The 18,520-nt window shown below is 62.9% G+C and carries 18 protein-coding genes; 15 read left to right on the top strand and 3 right to left on the bottom strand.

Translation table 11 applies throughout. The features are described from left to right. Both Q7S96_04530 and rfbD read left to right on the top strand, forming a co-directional pair. Nucleotides 1–245, top strand: a 245-nt coding sequence (locus Q7S96_04530; GenBank protein ID MDO8463502.1) for a hypothetical protein, incomplete at its 5' end; no start/stop codon positions are given. A 337-nt stretch (nt 246–582) separates the two neighbouring features. Further along, nucleotides 583–1,458, top strand: coding sequence for a dTDP-4-dehydrorhamnose reductase (gene rfbD, locus Q7S96_04525; GenBank protein MDO8463501.1), 876 nt, complete (start codon nt 583–585; stop codon nt 1,456–1,458). A gap of 4 nt (nt 1,459–1,462) precedes the next feature. Here the strand turns inward: rfbD and Q7S96_04520 are convergent, their stop codons facing one another. Next, entirely contained in the window at nt 1,463–2,821 is a 1,359-nt protein-coding gene (locus tag Q7S96_04520) for a PEGA domain-containing protein (GenBank protein MDO8463500.1), read from the bottom strand. A gap of 15 nt (nt 2,822–2,836) precedes the next feature. On the opposite strand from Q7S96_04520, the gene murA reads away from it, so the two are divergent. From murA to Q7S96_04490, 6 genes are all read left to right on the top strand, one after another. Then, entirely contained in the window at nt 2,837–4,120 is a 1,284-nt protein-coding gene (gene murA / locus Q7S96_04515) for a UDP-N-acetylglucosamine 1-carboxyvinyltransferase (GenBank protein ID MDO8463499.1), read from the top strand. A gap of 40 nt (nt 4,121–4,160) precedes the next feature. Next, nucleotides 4,161–5,405: a S41 family peptidase gene (locus Q7S96_04510; GenBank protein ID MDO8463498.1), complete on the top strand. Its 1,245-nt coding sequence runs from the start codon at nt 4,161–4,163 to the stop codon at nt 5,403–5,405. A gap of 11 nt (nt 5,406–5,416) precedes the next feature. Then, nucleotides 5,417–5,860 carry a 50S ribosomal protein L9 gene (gene rplI / locus Q7S96_04505; GenBank protein MDO8463497.1) on the top strand — a complete coding sequence of 148 codons (444 nt, stop codon included), beginning with the start codon at nt 5,417–5,419 and terminating at the stop codon, nt 5,858–5,860. Continuing rightward, a complete protein-coding gene (locus Q7S96_04500; GenBank protein MDO8463496.1) occupies nt 5,857–7,101 on the top strand; it encodes a hypothetical protein in 1,245 nt (414 codons plus the stop codon). Before rplI ends, Q7S96_04500 begins: the two co-directional genes overlap by 4 nt. Nucleotides 7,102–7,431: 330 nt before the next feature. Then, nucleotides 7,432–9,012 (top strand): 2,3-bisphosphoglycerate-independent phosphoglycerate mutase, encoded by a 1,581-nt coding sequence (gene gpmI, locus Q7S96_04495; protein MDO8463495.1) that lies wholly within the window; start codon nt 7,432–7,434, stop codon nt 9,010–9,012. A 316-nt stretch (nt 9,013–9,328) separates the two neighbouring features. Further along, nucleotides 9,329–9,592, top strand: a complete 264-nt coding sequence (locus tag Q7S96_04490) for a hypothetical protein (GenBank protein MDO8463494.1) — start codon at nt 9,329–9,331, stop codon at nt 9,590–9,592. Between the two features lie 96 nt (nt 9,593–9,688). On the opposite strand, the gene Q7S96_04485 is transcribed toward Q7S96_04490, so the two are convergent. Beyond that, on the bottom strand, nt 9,689–10,288 hold the full coding sequence (locus Q7S96_04485) for a hypothetical protein (GenBank protein ID MDO8463493.1): 600 nt from the start codon (nt 10,286–10,288) through the stop codon (nt 9,689–9,691). 258 nt (nt 10,289–10,546) lie between these two features. Between Q7S96_04485 and thiI the strand changes: the two genes are divergently transcribed. The 3 genes from thiI to Q7S96_04470 are packed head-to-tail and all read left to right on the top strand — an operon-like array spanning nt 10,547 to nt 13,222. Further along, entirely contained in the window at nt 10,547–11,710 is a 1,164-nt protein-coding gene (gene thiI / locus Q7S96_04480) for a tRNA uracil 4-sulfurtransferase ThiI (protein MDO8463492.1), read from the top strand. A 51-nt stretch (nt 11,711–11,761) separates the two neighbouring features. After that, complete coding sequence (locus Q7S96_04475) at nt 11,762–12,712, top strand: SIS domain-containing protein (protein ID MDO8463491.1); 951 nt, start codon at nt 11,762–11,764, stop codon at nt 12,710–12,712. A 3-nt stretch (nt 12,713–12,715) separates the two neighbouring features. Next, nucleotides 12,716–13,222: a phosphatase PAP2 family protein gene (locus Q7S96_04470; GenBank protein MDO8463490.1), complete on the top strand. Its 507-nt coding sequence runs from the start codon at nt 12,716–12,718 to the stop codon at nt 13,220–13,222. Nucleotides 13,223–13,282: 60 nt separating this feature from the next. On the opposite strand, the gene Q7S96_04465 is transcribed toward Q7S96_04470, so the two are convergent. Next, on the bottom strand, nt 13,283–13,978 hold the full coding sequence (locus Q7S96_04465) for a CAP domain-containing protein (GenBank protein MDO8463489.1): 696 nt from the start codon (nt 13,976–13,978) through the stop codon (nt 13,283–13,285). A 111-nt stretch (nt 13,979–14,089) separates the two neighbouring features. On the opposite strand from Q7S96_04465, the gene Q7S96_04460 reads away from it, so the two are divergent. The 4 genes from Q7S96_04460 to Q7S96_04445 all read left to right on the top strand — a co-directional run bounded on the left by Q7S96_04460 (nt 14,090) and on the right by Q7S96_04445 (nt 18,519). Continuing rightward, nucleotides 14,090–15,166, top strand: coding sequence for a sugar phosphate nucleotidyltransferase (locus tag Q7S96_04460; GenBank protein MDO8463488.1), 1,077 nt, complete (start codon nt 14,090–14,092; stop codon nt 15,164–15,166). Nucleotides 15,167–15,246: 80 nt separating this feature from the next. Beyond that, nucleotides 15,247–16,593: a hypothetical protein gene (locus Q7S96_04455; GenBank protein MDO8463487.1), complete on the top strand. Its 1,347-nt coding sequence runs from the start codon at nt 15,247–15,249 to the stop codon at nt 16,591–16,593. A gap of 17 nt (nt 16,594–16,610) precedes the next feature. Next, entirely contained in the window at nt 16,611–17,510 is a 900-nt protein-coding gene (locus tag Q7S96_04450) for an EamA family transporter (GenBank protein MDO8463486.1), read from the top strand. Further along, nucleotides 17,503–18,519 carry a beta-galactosidase gene (locus Q7S96_04445; protein MDO8463485.1) on the top strand — a complete coding sequence of 339 codons (1,017 nt, stop codon included), beginning with the start codon at nt 17,503–17,505 and terminating at the stop codon, nt 18,517–18,519. The genes Q7S96_04450 and Q7S96_04445 overlap by 8 nt, the downstream gene beginning before the upstream one ends. Nucleotide 18,520 lies beyond the last annotated feature (1 nt).

The following is an 18,520-nucleotide window of genomic DNA, read 5'->3' as shown; positions in this document are numbered from 1 at the left end:
ACCCCCTTCCACCCCTCTCTGCGTATCTCACCCTCTTCGCGCAGCACCATGAGAAGACGGGGGAGCCGTTGGATGATTTCACTCAACCGGGAGGCACCTGGTCGTGGCTCTTTGGTGTCGTGGACCCGAGCACAGCGTCCGACGGGCCGTGTGTGAACGCGGGCTGGAGCACCGATGGGCTGTTTCTGCTTCGCGATCGCCCTGGGCATGCGCGTTCGGATTCGCGGTTGCGGTGCGCTCGATGACCCCTAGATTTTACTTTTGCATTTTACTTTTACTTTTCCGCCACACCCGTGTCATTGCGAGGGAGTCCGCGAGCTTGCCTCGGGATTCCGGCTTGCTTCCATCTCGCAACGTCGGCATCCGCGACGTGGCAATCCCGATCATACCAGCACAACGGTGAAAACCGCGTACGCTCTATGACCGGGATTGCCACGGCACTCGGGGACTCGTGCCTCGCAATGACAGGGGGGGTGTGATGGGTTTTGACCCCGCGGTGTCACTGCGCGTGGTGCCACGATCCCCGTAGGGGAGGGGTTTACCCCCTCCCGTCCCCGCGTTTGATGCACTATACTCCTATCTATGCGTGTTGTCATCGTGGGGTCAACTGGGATGCTCGGACAGCAGCTCGTCCGAGCATTTTCGGATGATGATGTCTTCGCGTGGGGGCGCGCGGCGTGTGATGTGACCGACGCTGTTGCGGTACGGGAGATGATTTGCGCCGCCGCGCCGGCGATTGTCATCAACGCGACCGCATACAACGCCGTGGACCGTGCAGAGGAGGAACCGGAGTCCGCGAACGCGGTGAACGGGTACGCGGTGGGATTCCTCGCGGAAGCAGCAGCCGCGTGTGGGGCATCTTTCGTGCACTACTCGAGCGATTACGTGTTTGGAGGTGGAGCTGCTGCGCTCGGGGCATACCCCGAGGATGCGGAACCCTGTCCGATCTCCGCGTACGGACGCTCGAAGCTCTTGGGAGAACAGGAGCTCCGGCGCGTTGCTACTGCGCACCCGCGTTTGCGATGGTACTGCATCCGCCTCTCGCGGCTGTTCGGGACGGCCGCGCGCTCGGCTGGTGCGAAGCGGAGTTTCGTCGAGCTCATCCTCGAGCGAGCGGCAACGACGGATCGGCTTGAGGTGGTAGACGGCGAGTGCGCGTCGCCGACGTACGCGCCGGACCTTGCGGTAGCGACGCGCGCGCTCATCTCGGGGACGTACGCGAACGGCATCTACCATCGGACCAACGATGGTGCATGTACCTGGTACGCGTTTGCGGAGGCGATACTCGCGCGAATAGGGTGGCAGGGCGAGCTCGTCGCGGTTCCGCCATCGCGTTTCCCGCGTCCCGCCGCGCGTCCGGCGAGCTCGGTGCTTGTCACAACGAAACTCCCACCGTTGCAGCGGTGGGAGGATGCGCTCGCGTTGTTCCTCGCGGAGCTCGCGCGCGATACGCGATGACCGATCACCGGCGCGGTCCCGAGAGCGGAAGCTCCCAGAGGCCGGACGCGCCGTCGCGCTCGCCGGCGATGAAGAGCGTACTCCCGTCCTGCTGCACGGTGATTCCGCGGATTCCATCGAACGCGGCGAGGGGTGTCGTAGACGCTTCACCGGCACTGTCCCGCGCGAGAGCATGGACATCCTTTGCGGTTGCGACGATGAGCGATGACGTGCCCGGGAGCCAGAGCGCATCCACGAGCGGCGCGTCGCGCCTGACGAGGAGGCGCTCCGTGGGCGGGTCGTGCTCCTCGGTCCAGAGCTCGAACGTTTCGGTGAACCAGCGCGCGGCGGTCGCGTCGTATGGCGACCGACGAAAATCAAACCCCTCGCGTACGGTGATGGTACCCGTCGTGGTATTCACCGTGACGGTGCGTCTCGGGGCATCGGTCTCCACGGTAATCGTCGTTCCACGGAGGTCGAGAAAACGCGTGAGCGCGAGGTCGGTGGCGAGCGTGGCGACGGTCGTCGTCGGATCGCCGTTCGTGGGGATGCGCTGGAGCGTGTTGCCGTGTGCCGTGCGCACCGTCGTGTAGAGCGCATCGCGCGAAACGGCGAACGGTGTTTCCGGAATGGCGATCGGGAGTGGGATCGCGCGGCCGCTGTCCACGGAAATGCGGAAGATGCGACCGGCGGTCGTGGCGATGACCGCGTCGCCGGAACCGAGCTCCCACTGCGCGGTGTCCGGGGCCGCATCGAGGATGCGCGCGAGTGCGAGGGGCTCGTGGGGTGCACGGGGATCAATGACGAGGACATCCGTCGCCGTGCGCACGAGGAGTCGCGCATCACGCGGTGACCAGATGACTTCCATCGCGCGGCGCGCGTCCTGCGGTGTGCGGAGGACGAGCGTGCGCGTGCCGTCCTTGAGGTCGTGGATCCAGAGCTCCTCGAACCCCGCATCGGCGCGGATCGCTGCGCCAAAGCGTGCGTCCGCGCTCGCGGTGTACGTCGTGATGGTGCCGCGCACGAGGAGCGACGGGCTCGCGTCGCGGAAGAGGTGCACGTCCGTCGCGAAGGTGGTCTCGCCGCTCACGACTGCGACGCGCTGCTCCCAGGGGTGATAGCCATCCCGCATCACGCGGAGCGTGTAGACGTTCTCCCCAAGGCCGCCAACGCGCGCGGGTAGTCGCGTCGCGCGCACCTCGCCATCCACGAGCACGACGGCATCGCTTGGACCCCCATCCACGACGATGAGCCCGGTCCGCTCGAGGCGGTGCTTGCCAGGGTGGTAGCGGTACCCCATGCTGTACAATGCCAGGAGAGGTGCCACGATAAAGAAGACGGCCATGAAACTCACATAGATTGTTCGGCGGAGCCAGAGTGGCATAGTGTCATGCAATGTATGTATCCCGATCCATTGTTCTCGATCACTGGACCGTCCACCATCCACGGTTCGATTGCTGTTGCCGGAGCGAAGAACGAAGCGTTGAAGCTCTTTGCCGCCGCCCTCCTTGCGGACGCACCCGTGACGGTGCGCCGCACGCCGGACATCGAGGACGTCCGACGGATGGTAGAGATGGTGCGCGCGCTCGGCGCGACGGTGACGGGGGGTCCTCACGAGTATACCATTGATGCCGCGTCGCTCGCAGTTGCCGAGCTGCCGGAGGCACTCATGGGGAAACTCCGGGCTGGTCTCGTACTCATCGGCCCGCTCCTCCATCGTTTTGGCAAAACCGTCGTGTCACTCCCTGGCGGCGATGTCATCGGGCGACGCCCCATTGATTTTTTCATTGACGGTTTTCGGGCATTCGGTGTGACGGTAGATGAGCAGCCGAATGCGGTGCGGTTCACCATCGTACCATCGCGCATCGGTGCATCGCACTACACATTCCCATTCGTCAGCGTCACGGGGACCGAGGCGCTCCTGCTCTACGCGGTGCGCGCCCCCGGGATGACGACCCTTGAGAACGTCGCGATGGAGCCGGAGGTCGTCGCGCTTGGCGAGTTCCTCAATGCGTGCGGCGCGCGCATTGACGGGCTTGGGACGCCGACGTTGCGCATTGATGGCGTGGATCGGCTCGCCGGTGGGATTGTCACGTGCATTCCGGATCGCATCGAGGCCGTGACGTTCGCGGCGTTCGTCGCAACGTGCGGTGGATCTCTCGAGATCACCGATTGTGATCCTGCACACCTCCGCGTGCCGATCGCGTACCTCCGTGCCATGGGGGCAGTCATCGAGGAGGGTACAACATCGCTACGGGTGACGGTGGATGGACCACTGCGCTCCGTGTCGTTTCGGACGCACGAGTACCCGGGCATGGCAACGGACTTCCAGCCGCCGCTCACCGTCGCGCTCACCCAGGCATCCGGCGTTGCGCTCGTGCACGAGACGATCTACGAGGGCCGACTCTTCTACGTGGATCGTCTGAATAGGATGGGCGCGAACATTATTCTCTGTGATCCGCATCGCTGCGTCGTCGCGGGGCCGCAGCGTCTGTACGCGGCAGTTCTCGGCTCACCGGATATCCGCGCCGGAATCGCACTCGTCATCGCCGCCGCAGCGGCTGAGGGTACGAGCACCATCCACAACGTGTACCAAGTGGATCGCGGGTTCGAGCGCATTGAAGCGCGACTGCGCGCGATCGGCGTGCGCATCGAGCGACGCGAGGGCGGCACTCAGTCGTAGGGGGTAATCCTCCTCGTGAAACGTGCTACGGTATACGAGTATGCAGATCACACGACGACACCTCCAAGCACTCGTCGGCATCGCGCTCCTTGTTGCGAGCTGGTGGGTGGGGTACTTCTCCGGCCAACAGCGCGCGCGGAGCGAGTTGCTCGTTGGCGAGACGCCGACGCGCGTTGTCGCGCGCGACCAACCGGTCCCGCAGGACGTGCGGGAGGTGGATTTTGGGTTGTACTGGGAGGTGTGGTCGCTCATTGACCGCGACTACCTCCGCCGTCCCGTGGATGAGGGTGAACGCTTCTACGGGTCCCTCGCCGGCATGGTCGCCGCGCTCCACGATCCGTACTCCGCATTTTTCGATCCCGAGCGCGCGAAGCTCTTCCGCGAGGACCTCTCCGGATCGCTCGAGGGCATCGGCGCGGAGATCGGCATCCGCAACGACACGCTCACGGTCATCGCGCCACTCGCCGGAACGCCGGCGGAGGCGGCGGGATTGCGGGCGGGCGACCTCATTTTCGCCGTTGACGATGCGCCGACGATGGATTTGACGCTCGAGGAGGCCGTCGCGCGCATTCGCGGCATACGCGGGACCTCCGTGAAACTCTTCGTTCAGACCCCCGGGGACGACGCACCGCGGGATGTTTCCATCGTCCGTGATGTCATCGAGATCGAGAGCGTTGTCACGGAGACACGCACGACACCGGCTGGCAACACCGTTGCCGTCGTGCGCATCTCGCACTTCAACGGCGACACACTCGAGCGGTTTGACATGGCGGTGCGCGCACTCCTCGGACGCGGTGATCGCGGCATCGTCCTCGATCTCCGGAATGATCCCGGCGGGTTCCTTGATGCGGCCATCGCCGTGGCGGGGGAGTGGGCCGAGCGCAAGGTCATCGTGCGCGAGCGGGCGAATGACGGCCGCGTGCAGGAGCATCGCGCGAGTGGACTCGCACGACTCCAGCACCTCCCGACGGTCGTGCTCGTGAACGGTGGCAGCGCGTCGGCGTCGGAGATCGTCGCTGGTGCGCTCCAGGACTACGCGTACGCAACGATCGTCGGGGAACAGACCTTTGGCAAGGGCACGGTGCAGCACCTCACCGGTCTGCGTGACGGCTCTGCGCTCAAGCTCACGATCGCGGAGTGGCTCACGCCGTCCGGCATGTCCATTGAGGAGCGTGGCATCACGCCGGATATCGTGGTACCAGATGCGGAAGACGATGCGGAGGCGGGGAGTGACCCGCAACTCGAGCGGGCACTCATGGAACTCGATGCGTTGCGTGTGGAATAAGGCGAGTACGTATGCGCGTCATTCTCCTCAAGGACATTCCGGACCTCGGCGATGCGGGTGATGTCGTGGAGGTGGAAGGTAGCCACGCACAGGACACCCTGTTCCCGAAGCACCTCGCGATCTCTGCAACCGAGGAAGCTCTCGCGGAGCATGCTGCCGCGGCGGAGGCGCAGCGCATCGCGAGCGAGCATGAACTTGGCGAACTCCAGCAGCTCGCAGAGGACCTCGACGGGTACGAGCTCGTCATTACCGCGAGCGCGAATGCAGAGGGAACGCTCACGGGAGCGATCGGCATTCCTCAGATTGTCACGCGACTCGCAGCAGAGGGGAGAGATGTAGCAGGAGCGTGGATGCAGCTCGATACGCCGCTCACCGAGATCGGCGAGTACACCGTACGGTGCGCCATGCCGCACGGCCTAGAGGCAGAGTTCCGTGTGATCGTAGAGGCAGCATGATGGAACATCCCCCCATCCCCGAACGCCACCACGGCATCGCGAAGCACGACCTCCCCCGCGATGTCCGTTCCTACGTGAAAAACCTCGAACAGCAAATCCGAGACCAGTTCCGTGCACTCGGATACCACGGACCCCTCACGAACATTGATGAGGTGGAAACCGCCGTCGCCTCCCTCCGCACCACCACCACCCCCCGCGACCTCCCGAGCATCACCCACCTCACCACCCTCTCCCACGCCCTCTCCGAGGCATACCGCACGGGAACCATCCCCGAATCCGAAGCCCCCGAAGGTCACCTCCCATACGAAGCATGGAGCACAGACCTCAACGACTTCCTCCACCAAAACAACCTGGAGCTCAAAGACGGCTCCACCATTGAGCAATGCCTGGAACACCAGCAGGACTGGTACCGCTCCACCTACAACGACCCCAACTTCACCGTTGACTTCCGCGTCCTCACCATGACCCCGGAGCGTCTCGAGGACATCAAGGCAGCTATCGAGCGCAGAGAAGTCAACCACCTCCTCCTCGTTTCCCCACCCCGAAAAGAAACCCTCACACCAGACGAAATCTCCGATCCAACACTCGGAGACCTCCCCCGCACCCTCACCCGCGTGCTCTTTGACCGGCTCATCCGCAACAGCAACATCAAGGTCTGGCCACGCATGAACCCCACCCCTGACGACTTCCTCAACCAGCTCCGCGACCTCACCCTCAGAGACCTCACGCGGAACACCCTCCCCCCGGAAGACCCGAACTACATTCCCGTCCCCTTTGACAAAGATCACTGGCTCGAATACCTCCAAGCCCTCTACCCCACGCTCAAGTGCCCCGCCATCATTGACCCCGAAACCCACGAGACCCCTCCCCCAGAAGTATCCTTTGTCGCCTGGGAGCAACATCCACCAACAGATCGCCTGATTCCTGATCCCCAAAATCCCGCGACGCTCACCGCCGAAACCATCCAGAACAAGTCCCAGCTCGACGCCGTCCGTCTCCGCTACCCTATTCCCACTCTCTCTCAGTACCTCGTCCTCTTCCGGCAACACTACGATGCCGAGGGCGGAGCAGGACATGAGCTCGATCGCACGACCTGGTCGTGGCTGTTTGGGGTTATTGATCCGCAGCGGTTTCCCGATCGTCCTGCGGTGGGCGTGTACTGGAGCACCGATGGGCTGGGCGTGCGTCGGAATGCTCCCGGGATTGCGGGCTCGACCGGTCGGCTGCGTTCCGTGCGCTGAGACCCAGCATTTGGTTTTGGGGTTTGGATTTGGGTTTCCGCCACCACCGTGTCATTGCGAGGGAGTCCGCTCCTCTCTGTCATTGCGAGGAGTCCGCGACGTGGCAATCCCGGTCATACCAGTACAGAGGTGAAAACCGCGTACGCTCTATGACCGGGATTGCCACGGCACTCAGGGACTCGTGCCTCGCAATGACAGAGAGAGGGGTGATGATAGATGACATCCTTGCGGTGTCACTGCATGTGACGTCACGATCCCCGTAGGGGAGGGGTTTACCCCCTCCCGTTCGCGCCTCCCACACGGCCGTACTCCGTTTGTTATACTACGTCCATGTCCACCAAGCGTCCAAAACCTGTCGTCCTCTGCATCCTCGATGGGTACGGCATTGCGCCGGATCACGAGGGAAACGCGATCACGCGGGCGAAGACGCCACACTTTGATCGGCTCGTGCAGACGTACCCGACGATGACGCTCGCTGCGGCCGGTCTCGAGGTGGGGCTTGCACGCGGTGAGATGGGGAACTCCGAGGTGGGGCACCTGAACATCGGAACCGGGCGGGTGTTCTACCAGAATCGCCCCCGTATCGATCAGGCCATCCTCAGCGGCGCGTTTCAGGAGAATTCCGTCTTTCAACGCGCAGCGGCACACGTTCGGGAGCACGGTTCGCGGCTCCACATCGTTGGTCTCCTCTCACCCGGTGGCATTCATAGCCACCAGGATCACTGCTTCGCGCTTCTCGAGGTTGCAAAGCAGGCCGGTGTTGCCGAGATATTTGTCCACGTCATCCTCGACGGGCGTGATGCGATTCATAACAGCGGCGGGCGATTTGTCGCTGCGTTGGAGCGGCGCATGGAGAAGGTCGGTGTGGGGAAGATCGCGTCGCTCTCCGGTCGCTACTACGCCATGGATCGTGATCACCGATGGGATCGCGTTGCGCTCGCGTACCACGCGATGGTGGACGGCGAGGGGGCATTGGCGACCGACGCAGGAGATTCCATCGCGGCGAGCTACGCGAAGCGCGTCTACGACGAGGAGTTCGTCCCGACGGTCATCGTGGAGGGCGGGGAGCCGATCGGGAAGATTGCGGACGACGATGCGATACTGTTCTTCAACTTTCGTGCGGATCGCGCTCGGCAACTCTCACACGCATTTGTAGATAAGGACTTCAGGGAGTTCGAGCGCACGAAGGTCCAGCGGCTCTTCTTTGGGACCATGATGGAGTACGAGGAGGGGCTCACGAAGGAAGTCGCGTTTCCGTCCGAGGACATCCCAACGTGCCTCGCAAAAGTGTGGTCGGATGCCGGCCTCGCGCAGCTCCATGTTGCCGAGACCGAAAAGTACGCGCATGTGACGTTCTTCTTCAATGGGATGCGGGAGGAGGCGTACCGCGGCGAGGAGCGCGTGCTCGTTCCCTCACCGAGCGTTGCGACGTACGATACGGTGCCGGCGATGGCTGCGGAGAAGATCACGAAACGCGTGGTGCAGGAGGTTGCTGCTGGCGCGTACGATGTCGTCGTGGTGAACTTCGCGAACGTCGACATGGTTGGCCATACGGGAAAGCTCGGGCCTACCGTGAAAGCGGTCGAAGCGATCGACGCGTGCATCGGTGCGCTCGAGCACGCGGTCCTCGCGAAGGGTGGTATCCTCGTGATTACCGCGGATCACGGGAACGCGGAGATCGTGAAGAAGCTCGATACCGGCGAGATCGACAAGGAGCACGAGACCAATCCCGTACCGTTCATTGTCTGCGGAGAGCAGTTCGCGGGGCAGGTGAATGCAGAGCTGGAGTCGCTCGGTGGCGACCTCTCGCTCCTCCAGCCCACCGGCATCCTCGCGGATGTTGCACCCACCATCCTCAAGATCATGGGCATGAGAAAACCATCGGCCATGACGGGACAATCGTTGCTGTAGACCACCAGCAATTTCAAATCTAACATGTGAATTTTTTGAGCGTTGTTTACACACAGCACTTCTCGTAGACGATCTCCGTCCCCCCGTCATTTCGAGCGAAGTGAGCGCATGGGCGAACGAAGTCGAGAAATCTCATCTTCTCTGGGGAATCGTCATACCATAGAGATCTCTCCGCTCTCTGTTGCGGAGCCTGCCCTGAGCGAGTCCGCGAGTCGAACGGGGTCGAGATGACGAAATATAGTGGACGATGAGACAGAAAAGTGTAAACAACTCTCGTGATTCTTACATCTAACATCGCAAATCTAAAAATTTTCCTATGCGTATCCTCGACATCTTCAAGCGCAGGAAGGCAGCCTCGTCCACGCCGGAGGTGGAGCATGGTCTCGACGATGTGCACGTCCAGCTCCGCCGTGCGATCGAGCACTGCGACGCCTACCGCATCGCGCGCGATGCGGGTCAGAAGGTGACGATCCAAGAGCTCGTCACACGTCTCCATCGCAACAACTTCTCCCGCGCCGTCATCAAACAAGCCGTCGAGGAGAGCTGGGGTGAGGAGGTGACGGAGCAGATGCTCGGATGACGGTTGGCCGATGATCCACGGCGTGCACAGATGTTGCTCTGGGTGCAGAAAATATGCCGGGTCCCAAGCTTGGGACCCGGCGTTCGCGCACGATGTTTACCGCAAAACTGCAATGTCGGTGATCACCCACGTACCAGGTTCGAATGTCGGCCTCTCTTCAAAAATGCCGCTCACTCGCCAAATGCGCTCGGGCTCGTTGGCGTCGCCGTAGTATCCAGCGACGCGCGCTCCAAAGATACCGAAGTAGCCTTCGAGATCGAGTACAGCGATACGATCAGGGCTGTCTTGGATTCCAAGGGTGCGTGGCACCCAGGAAATATCCGCCCTCAGTTGTTCGGCGAGATCACCAGCAAGGAGATACGTGGCGGCATCGTAATCAAGAGGATCGGGAGGGAGGACGAGATCGAAGAATCGTTCGACGGTTGCCCGTTGCTTGCGCGCCACGCTTTTGAAAAGCGCATCTATGGATCCAATTTCCGATGCGGCGACCTCGATCAACTCGCCGTAGCCACGTCTGAGCTGTTCGAGTTCTACAGATTGATCGTCCTTCATCTGTTCGATCTTTGCAATTTGCTCCATGAGCACCGCGTTCTGCGCGCGGAGGAATGCTGCGTCCTCCTCTTCGCCCTGTTGGGTTATGGTAAGCAGGAGCGCAGCGATTCCACCGACGATAACCGTAGCCGCGGCGGCTGCCACAATCACATGCACCAACGGAAACGGACGCGTTGGCTCTTGCGGTGTGGTTGATGTTTCGTGTACTTGATCCATAAAGGAAAATATGAGAAGCTCTTACCGATAGCATACACCCCGGTAAATGCTTCCTCAACACCCCCGTCGTCATTGCGAGTCCGCGAAGCAATCTCACCTGCAACAATTGGCTGAACCGCATGAGATTGCTTCGCGGACTCGCAATGACGACCGTTGGAGAGGTCTCCAAGATATACTTGCAGCTCTATGACCCCCGCCATTATTGCCCACTACCACGAGATTGCGCTCAAGGGGCGGAATCGTGACATGTTCGAGAAGCAGCTCGTCGAGAATATTCGATGGGCACTCCGTGCTGTTGCCGGATGTGAGGTGAAGCGGATGAGCGGGCGGATCGTGGTCAGGGGAGTAGACGGCGCGGGCGCAGTGGCGAATGTCGCAGAGCGTCTCCAGAAAATCTTTGGTATCGTAAACATCCTCACGGGCCACGAGGTGCGACAGCCGTACGCGGAGCTTGAACAGGATGTCGTCGAGAGCGTGAGGTGCCAGGTTCCAGATACGAGCGGCAGGTCCTTCGTCGTGCGCGTGAAGCGGGGGCAGAAGAGTTACCCGAAGAACTCCATGGAGCTCGAGCGCGAGCTCGGGGCGGCGATCGTGCAGGCGACCGGCATGGCAGTTAACCTCACGACCCCCGACATAACGGTGTACGTCGAGATCATTGAGCGAACATCTTTTGTGTTCACAACGAAACGCTCCGGTGCGGGCGGGTTGCCGGTCGGGGTGTCCGGACCGGTGCTCTGTCTCATCTCGAGCGGGTTCGATTCGCCAGTTGCGGCATGGAAGCTCATGCGGCGCGGATGCATCGTGGACTTCGTGCACTTCCACTCGTACCCGTACACGTCCGACGCTTCGATGCGGAACGTGGACGAGATCGTGCAGACCCTCCAGCCGTGGCAGCAGGATCGAGGGCGACTCACGCACGTCTCGCTCATTGACTACCAGAAGCAGGTGATGATGGATGCGCCAGCAGACCTCCGCGTGCTCCTCTACCGCAGGATGATGCTGCGCGTCGCCACGCGCATCGCGATCGCGCAGCACAACGGCGCGCTCGTCACCGGCGAGAGTGTTGGCCAGGTGGCCTCGCAGACCATCCCGAACCTCGCGGCGGTGGAGGCGGCAACGACGCTCCCCGTACTCCGTCCGCTCATCGGTGAAGACAAGCAGGACATCATCGAGTTCGCGGAGCGGATCGGTACCGCGGAGATCTCAAAGCGTCCCTACGACGATTGCTGCTCGCTCTTCACGCCCGCACATCCCGCAACACGCTCGACCGTACAGGACCTCGACCGCGCGGAGCAACAGCTCGGTGCGGACGCATGGGTCGAGACGCTCACGGCTTCTGTGCTAGGATAGTGCTAGGTGCGACGTCGTGCCGCACGCCCCGTGTCATTACCGTTCCTCCGTATGGCCATGGATCAAGCGATCAAGGATTTTCCGCAGCAGTTCACCTTCACGCCGGAGATCGTGGGGACCGTCCGGAAACACCGCGCGTTCGTTGTGGCGGGCATGGGCGGTTCCGCGCTCGCGGTCGGCCTCCTCCGCCTGTGGAAGCCCGAGCTCGATATGGTCACGCACCGCGACTACGGGCTGCCATCATGCACCGATCTCTCAGAGCGTCTCTTCATCGCAAGTTCCTACTCGGGGAATACGGAGGAGACCCTCGACGCGCTCGCAGCCGCACGGGCACGCGGACTCGATGTGGCCGTAGTGGCGACGGGCGGGGAGCTGCTCACGGTCGCGCAAGCCGAGGGACTTCCGTACGTTCAGATGCCTGCGACGGGGATTCAACCGCGGACCGCGCTTGGGTACAGCACGCTCGCACTCCTCGCGCTCGTTGATCCCGATGGTGTCCCGGAGCTCCAGCATGTCGAGCTCGCCACGGACGCGAGCGCGAGTCGTGGGAAGGTGCTCGCAGGACAGCTCGCTGGTCGGGTGCCCGTTGTCTACGCATCCACGCGCAATCGCGCCATCGCGTACAATTGGAAGATCAAGCTCAATGAGACCGGGAAGATTCCCGCGTTCATGAACGTGTTTCCGGAGCTGAACCACAATGAGATGAACGGCTTTGAGGCCATGCCGGCGACCCGGACGCGGACGAGCATGTTCCACGGCATCTTTCTCCATGATGATCGCGATGACGAGCGCACCCGTCGGCGCATGGAGGTCTGTGCGACTATGTACCGCGACCGCGGCGTGCCCGTGGAGGTAGTGCAGCTCGAAGGGGCGGGGACGTGGGCGCGCGTGTGGAACTCGCTCCTCACGGCGGATTGGATGGCGTACCACACGGCGATCGCGAACGGTGCGGATCCCGAGCGCGTGCCCATGGTGGAGGAGTTCAAGCAGTTGATGGTGTAGTGTATGGATCGTATCCTCGCGCTCTGGTGCAACCGTCTCGCTCGCAGGTCGCCCGGGTGGACGTTCCTGAGCATCTTCCTCGCATCGGGGCTCATCTGGTTCCTCGCGGCGGTGGTGGGGGTGATGGCGGTGCTCCTCCTGTCACCGCGCTTTGCGGATCGCCTCCTGCTCGTCGCGCTTTCGAGCGCAATCGCGCTCGCGGTGAGCCACGGCATTGGGGCGTTGCGGTTTCGGAGACGGCCCTTCGTGGCACTCGATGCGGTGGTCCCACTGGTCACCCGCGCCGCGCATGAGAAATCGTTCCCCTCGGATCACGCCGCGATCGCGTTCGCGCTCGTCCTTCCACTCGTGCCGTTCGTGGGGTGGGGGATGCAGGTGGCGCTCCTCACCGGAGCAACGCTCGTCGCCGTCGGCCGCGTCCTCGTCGGGCTCCACTACGTCTCGGATGTCGTTGCGGGAGCAATCATCGGCGGCATGGTCTGGGTCGTGATGGAACAGCTTCTGCACTAGGTTCTTGCGGGGAAGAAAAAACGCCACGCTGTTCGCGTGGTGTTTCTGTGTGCGTCAGTGCTACGCCATGGGGATGCTCGCGGGCAGTCGCTCCCAGTCGCGGAGGAGGGGATCCTGCAACGAGCCAAAGAGCTCGACGACTACCATCGTGGGGACGCCATCAACGTACCCCGAGGCGATGCCGACACCCACGTCGCGGTAGTGTGCGCCGAGGAGGTTTTGCCGGTGCGTCGGACTTTCATTCCACGCGGTGATGAGTGGCTCTTCGCTGAGGAGGTTGATCGCGAGATTTTCGCCGAGGTGGGCGAATGCGTACCCGTGCTCCTGCGCCGCATGCGAGAACGGCGTACCGTCCGCCTGTACGTGGGAGAAGACCCCAGAGCGTACGATACCCTCTGCGCGGTCCTGTGCTGCGGCGGTGAGCGATGCGTCGGCGCGGAGTGGGACAACACCTTCCTGTGCGCGCACCGCGTTCGTCCGTGCGACGACGCCGTCCGCATGGACGCCGGCAGAGATGGTACGCGCGGGAGCAGCGAGGGTGAAGAGGAGGAGTGCGCACGCAAGAACACCCACGAGCGTGGGCGTTCGGGACGTTCGGCAATGTGTCCGCGCGTGGTGTTCCAACTTTCGCACAGTGTAGTGGCTGTTCGTGGCGAGGTCGTACACACCCCTCCCCGTTTGCTGCAGGGCTGCTGATACCGACGTGCCGTAGGAGGTCTCGTTGAGATTCTTGGAGCCCCTGGCAGGTGTATCCACAGCAAGGAACTGTCCTGACTATATCTAGTATAGCACATTCTCGGCGTCAAGTCGAAGCGATGGATGGAATGGCGGTGCTGAGGTGCCCCGGACGTGCTACCGTGGATGACTATGGGTACCTACGCAGTGATTCTCGCTGGAGGGAATGGGACGCGCCTCTGGCCGCTATCGAGGCGGAGCGCGCCCAAGCAGGTGCACGCGCTCCTCGATGAGGAGACGATGCTCCAGAAGACCTACGCGCGAGCCCGGCAGCGGTTCGCGCCGGACGCGATTATCGTGGCGACGACGAGCGCGCACGCGGCGTCGGTGCGTGAGCAGCTCCCGGAGCTCCCGGTGGAGAATCTCCTGGAGGAGCCGTTGCCGCGCGGGACGGCTGCCGCGCTCGGCCTCGCCGCCGTATCGCTCGTCGCGCGCGACTGCGACGCGCGTTTCGTGACGATGCACAGTGACGCGTACGTCGCGGATGACGCGCAGTACCATGTTGCCATCGAGACCGCGCTCGCCGCAGCGGAGCGACCGGACGTGGACGCGGCACTCGTCGGTGTCGCGCCGACGTACGCAGAGACGGGGTACGGGTACATCGAGATGGCGGATGTGGCGGAGCGCGCGGACGGGACGATGGCGTTGCCAGTGACGCGATTCGTCGAGAAACCGGAGCGCGTCATTGCAGAGCAGTACGTCGAGAGTGGACGGTACCTCTGGAACCTCGGGCTGTTCTCGTTCCGAGCACAAAAGTTGCTCAGTCAGATTGCTGTGCATCTCCCCGACCACCACGCCGCATTCCGGAACGCCGCGGATGTCTCGGACCGTGCGGCGTGGACGCGAGCGTTCCTCTCCATGAGCAGCGTATCCATTGACGTCGGAATCGTGGAGCGCCTCGCGCACCTCGTCGTGGTGCCCGCATCCTTCGGCTGGGCAGATGTCGGAAACTGGCGCGCCGTGCATGACATCCTCACGGATAGCGGTCGCGCAACGCCGCGTGCGATCCGAGCGACGCACGTGGGACTCCAGGGTGATGGGAACCTCGTCGTCGCGCCTGAGGGGAAACTCATTGCGACCTACGGGATGCGGGATTGCGTCATCATTGATACAGAGGACGCGCTCCTCATCTGCCCGCGCGAGCGCGCGCAGCACGTGCGGGAGGTCGTTCTAGAACTCGAGCGGCGAGGGATGACGGAATACCTCTAGGGGTGACTCGCCTCCGGCGCAACTCCGGAGGCGCTCTGCTACAATGGGGTGAGTGGGTGTTTTATCCCCATCGAACGTCTATGCGTAAGTTTGCACACCTCGTTGCGGTGAACATGGGGTACGGCCATGAGCGGCCGGCGTATGCTTTGCGGGAACTCTCCGGCGGCGAGATTATCATTGCGAACGACTACCCGGGCATCCCGAAGGACGACCGAGATCTCTGGGAGACGGGGAGGAAGTACTACGAAGCGGTCTCGCGCATGCAGCCCATGCCGGTGATCGGGAAGACCATCTTTCACGCGCTCGTGGATCACCAGCAGGAAATTGATGCGTTCTACCCGCGACGTGATCTCTCGGAGATCTCGTTGCAGTTGCGGTTGATCCAGCACGCGATCGTCGAGCGTAAGCAGGGGCGGCACCTCATCGAGTCACTCAATCGTAAGAATGAAGCGTACAAGCGTCCACTTCCGTTTGTGACGACATTTTTTGCGCCGGCGTTCATGGCGGAGGAGTTTGATTACACGGGTGAGATCTACTGCCTCGTGACGGATGCGGACATCGCGCGCGTGTGGGCGCACTGGAATCCCAAGAAGAGTCGCATCAAGTACTTTGCACCGAACGGGAGGTGCGTGGAGCGACTCATGCTCTACGGGGTCCCGCGGAAGCATATCTACCTCACGGGCTTCGCACTTCCCAAGGAGCTCGTGGGCGGAGCGGAGTCGCGCACGCTGAAGCACGACCTCGGTGTGCGTATGAAGAACCTCGATCCAAACGGGTACTATCGCCACCGGCACGAGGCGACGCTCGCGCGTCACCTCGGCAAGCACTTCCACGAGCAGGAAACGCGGCCGATCACCGTGGCGTTCGCGGTCGGCGGTGCGGGAGCACAGAAGCGTGCCGGCGTTGCGATGCTCCGCGCGCTCCGGCGACGCATTCGGCGCAACGAGATGCGCGTGCTCCTTATTCCGGGGACGCGCATGGAAGTGGCGAGGTACTTTGAGGAGAGCATCCGTGAACTCCGGCTCACACGCGAGCTCCGTCGTGGGGGCGTTATGGTGCTCGCGCGGAAACATCGGAGTGAGTACTTCCATGACTTCACGCACGCCCTTCACGACGTGGACATCCTCTGGACCAAGCCGTCCGAACTCTCGTTCTCCACCGGCCTTGGTATCCCGATCATCATGACCGAGCCCATCGGATCGCAGGAGGAGTTCAATCGTCAGTGGCTCCAGCAGATCGGCGGTGGCATTGATCAGCTCGATCCGCAGTACGCGGATGAGTGGCTCTGGGATTGGATCCAGTCCGGCGCGCTCGCGCGTATGGCTTGGAACGGCTACATCGAGGCACCAACGCACGGGACGTACCGCATCGAATCCATCGTGAAAGGGAAGCCCATTGAGCTCGAGCCGCATCCGCTCGTCGTCTAGGTCTCGCGTACTCTCGTATGCCGTTCTGGCTCATCGTCGTCATCGCCGCGCACCTCCTGAACGCCGTGGCGTTCCTCGTGGACAAGTACCTCCTCGCGAGAGCGGTGCCCAAGCCGGCAGTGTACGCGTTCTACGTCGGGCTCCTCGGGTCACTTGGGATCTTGGCCCTCCCGTTTGACTGGCAACTTCCGTCAGGCGGTCAGTGGGTGCTCGACGGCGCAGCGGGTGCGACGTTCGTCATCGCACTCCTATGCTTCTTTGGTGCGTTGAAGCGCGGGGAGGCATCGCGCATCGTTCCGTATGTGGGCGGTACCATTCCCATCTGGACGTTTGTCCTCGCGTACCTCTTCCTTGGAGAGCGACTCGCCGCGCCTGCGCTCTTCGCGTTCATCGTCCTTGTCGCTGGTTCCGCGCTCATCACGCGGGAGGGGGGCAGAGGTGGGGAGCGCAAGCGGCACGCGTACACGATGGCATCCCTGAGTGCAATCGCGTTCGCGGTGACCGCGGTGCTCATGAAGGCCGTCTTCACCGAGCAGTCGTTCCTCGCGGGGTTCGCATGGACGCGCGTTGGTGCGACAATCGCTGCGTTGGCCATCCTCCTCCACGCGCCAAGCCGTCGCGCGATTGTACAACCGGCCGCACGTCCCCGCGGCAGTACTGCCGGACTTTTCATTGCCGGCCAGGGTGCCGGCGCGCTTGGGTTTTTCGCACTCCAGTACGCGATCAGCGTGGCCTCGCCGACGATCATCAACGCACTCCAGGGCGTGCAGTACGCGTTCCTCTTCCTCTTTGCAGTGTTTTTTGGCGGGCGCTTCCCGCAGCTGCGTGAGCGGCTCAATCGGCGCATCATCTCTGGCAAAATCATCTCGATGGTCCTCATTGCGATCGGCCTCGCGCTCCTTGCTGCGGGTGCGTAGGCCGCGCGCGTGGCGCGTGAAGCGTCTTGCGCAATACGGAGCGCTCGCGCTCAGCGTCTGTATCATCGCGTATGCAGCGCTCTTCCTCGTGCCGCCACGTGCGGGGGGAGCGGTCATCGGTGTGCACTTCTCCAAACAGCACGCGGTGTCGTTGGGGCTCGACTGGCAGGAGACCTATCGCGCGCTCCTCGATGACCTCTCCGTGCGTCGCGTGCGCCTCAGCGCGAACTGGCCCGATGTCGAGCCACAGCCCGGCACGTTTGACTTCCGTGATCTCGACTGGATGATGGATGAGGCAAACACCCGCGGCGCATCCGTGCTCCTCGCCGTGGGCCGGCGACTCCCACGGTGGCCGGAGTGCCACATTCCGGATTGGGCGACGCAACTGCCCGATGCCGAGCAGCAGGAGGCCATCGAGCGCGTCATTCGCGTCGTTGTCGAGCGGTACCGTGCCCACCCTGCGCTCGTCATGTGGCAGGTGGAGAACGAACCGTTCCTCTCCGTGTTCGGGGAGTGCCCGGAGCTCGATGTGGCATCGCTCCAGCGTGAGGTGGAGATCGTCCGCGCACTCGATCCGCACCACGACATCCTCATCACGGACTCGGGAGAACTCTCGTTCTGGCATCGCGCTGCGCGTGTTGGTGATCGGCTTGGCACGACGATGTACCGCGTCGTCTGGTCGCGGTTCGTGGGGTATTGGAGCTACGATACGTTCATCCCCGCCGCGTGGTATCGTCTCAAGGCGTTCCTCGTCGGCGTGTCGCCAGAACACATGGTGATCTCGGAACTCCAGGCAGAACCGTGGGCACCACATGGTGACGTGACGGTGCTCCCGATCGTCGAGCAACGGCGCTCCATGGACGCGGAGCGATTCCTTCGGAACGTCGCCTTCGCGCGGTCCACAGGCTTCCGCGAGATCTACCTCTGGGGTGCGGAGTACTGGTACTGGCTCCGCGCGCACGGAGATGCTTCCATGTGGGAAACGGCTCGCGGCGTGCTCAAGGAGTAGC

The organism is bacterium (assembly GCA_030647005.1).
Classification (GTDB): domain Bacteria; phylum Patescibacteriota; class Patescibacteriia; order JACPHY01; family JACPHY01; genus JAUSKG01.
This window is presented reverse-complemented; position numbering and strand designations above follow the sequence as displayed.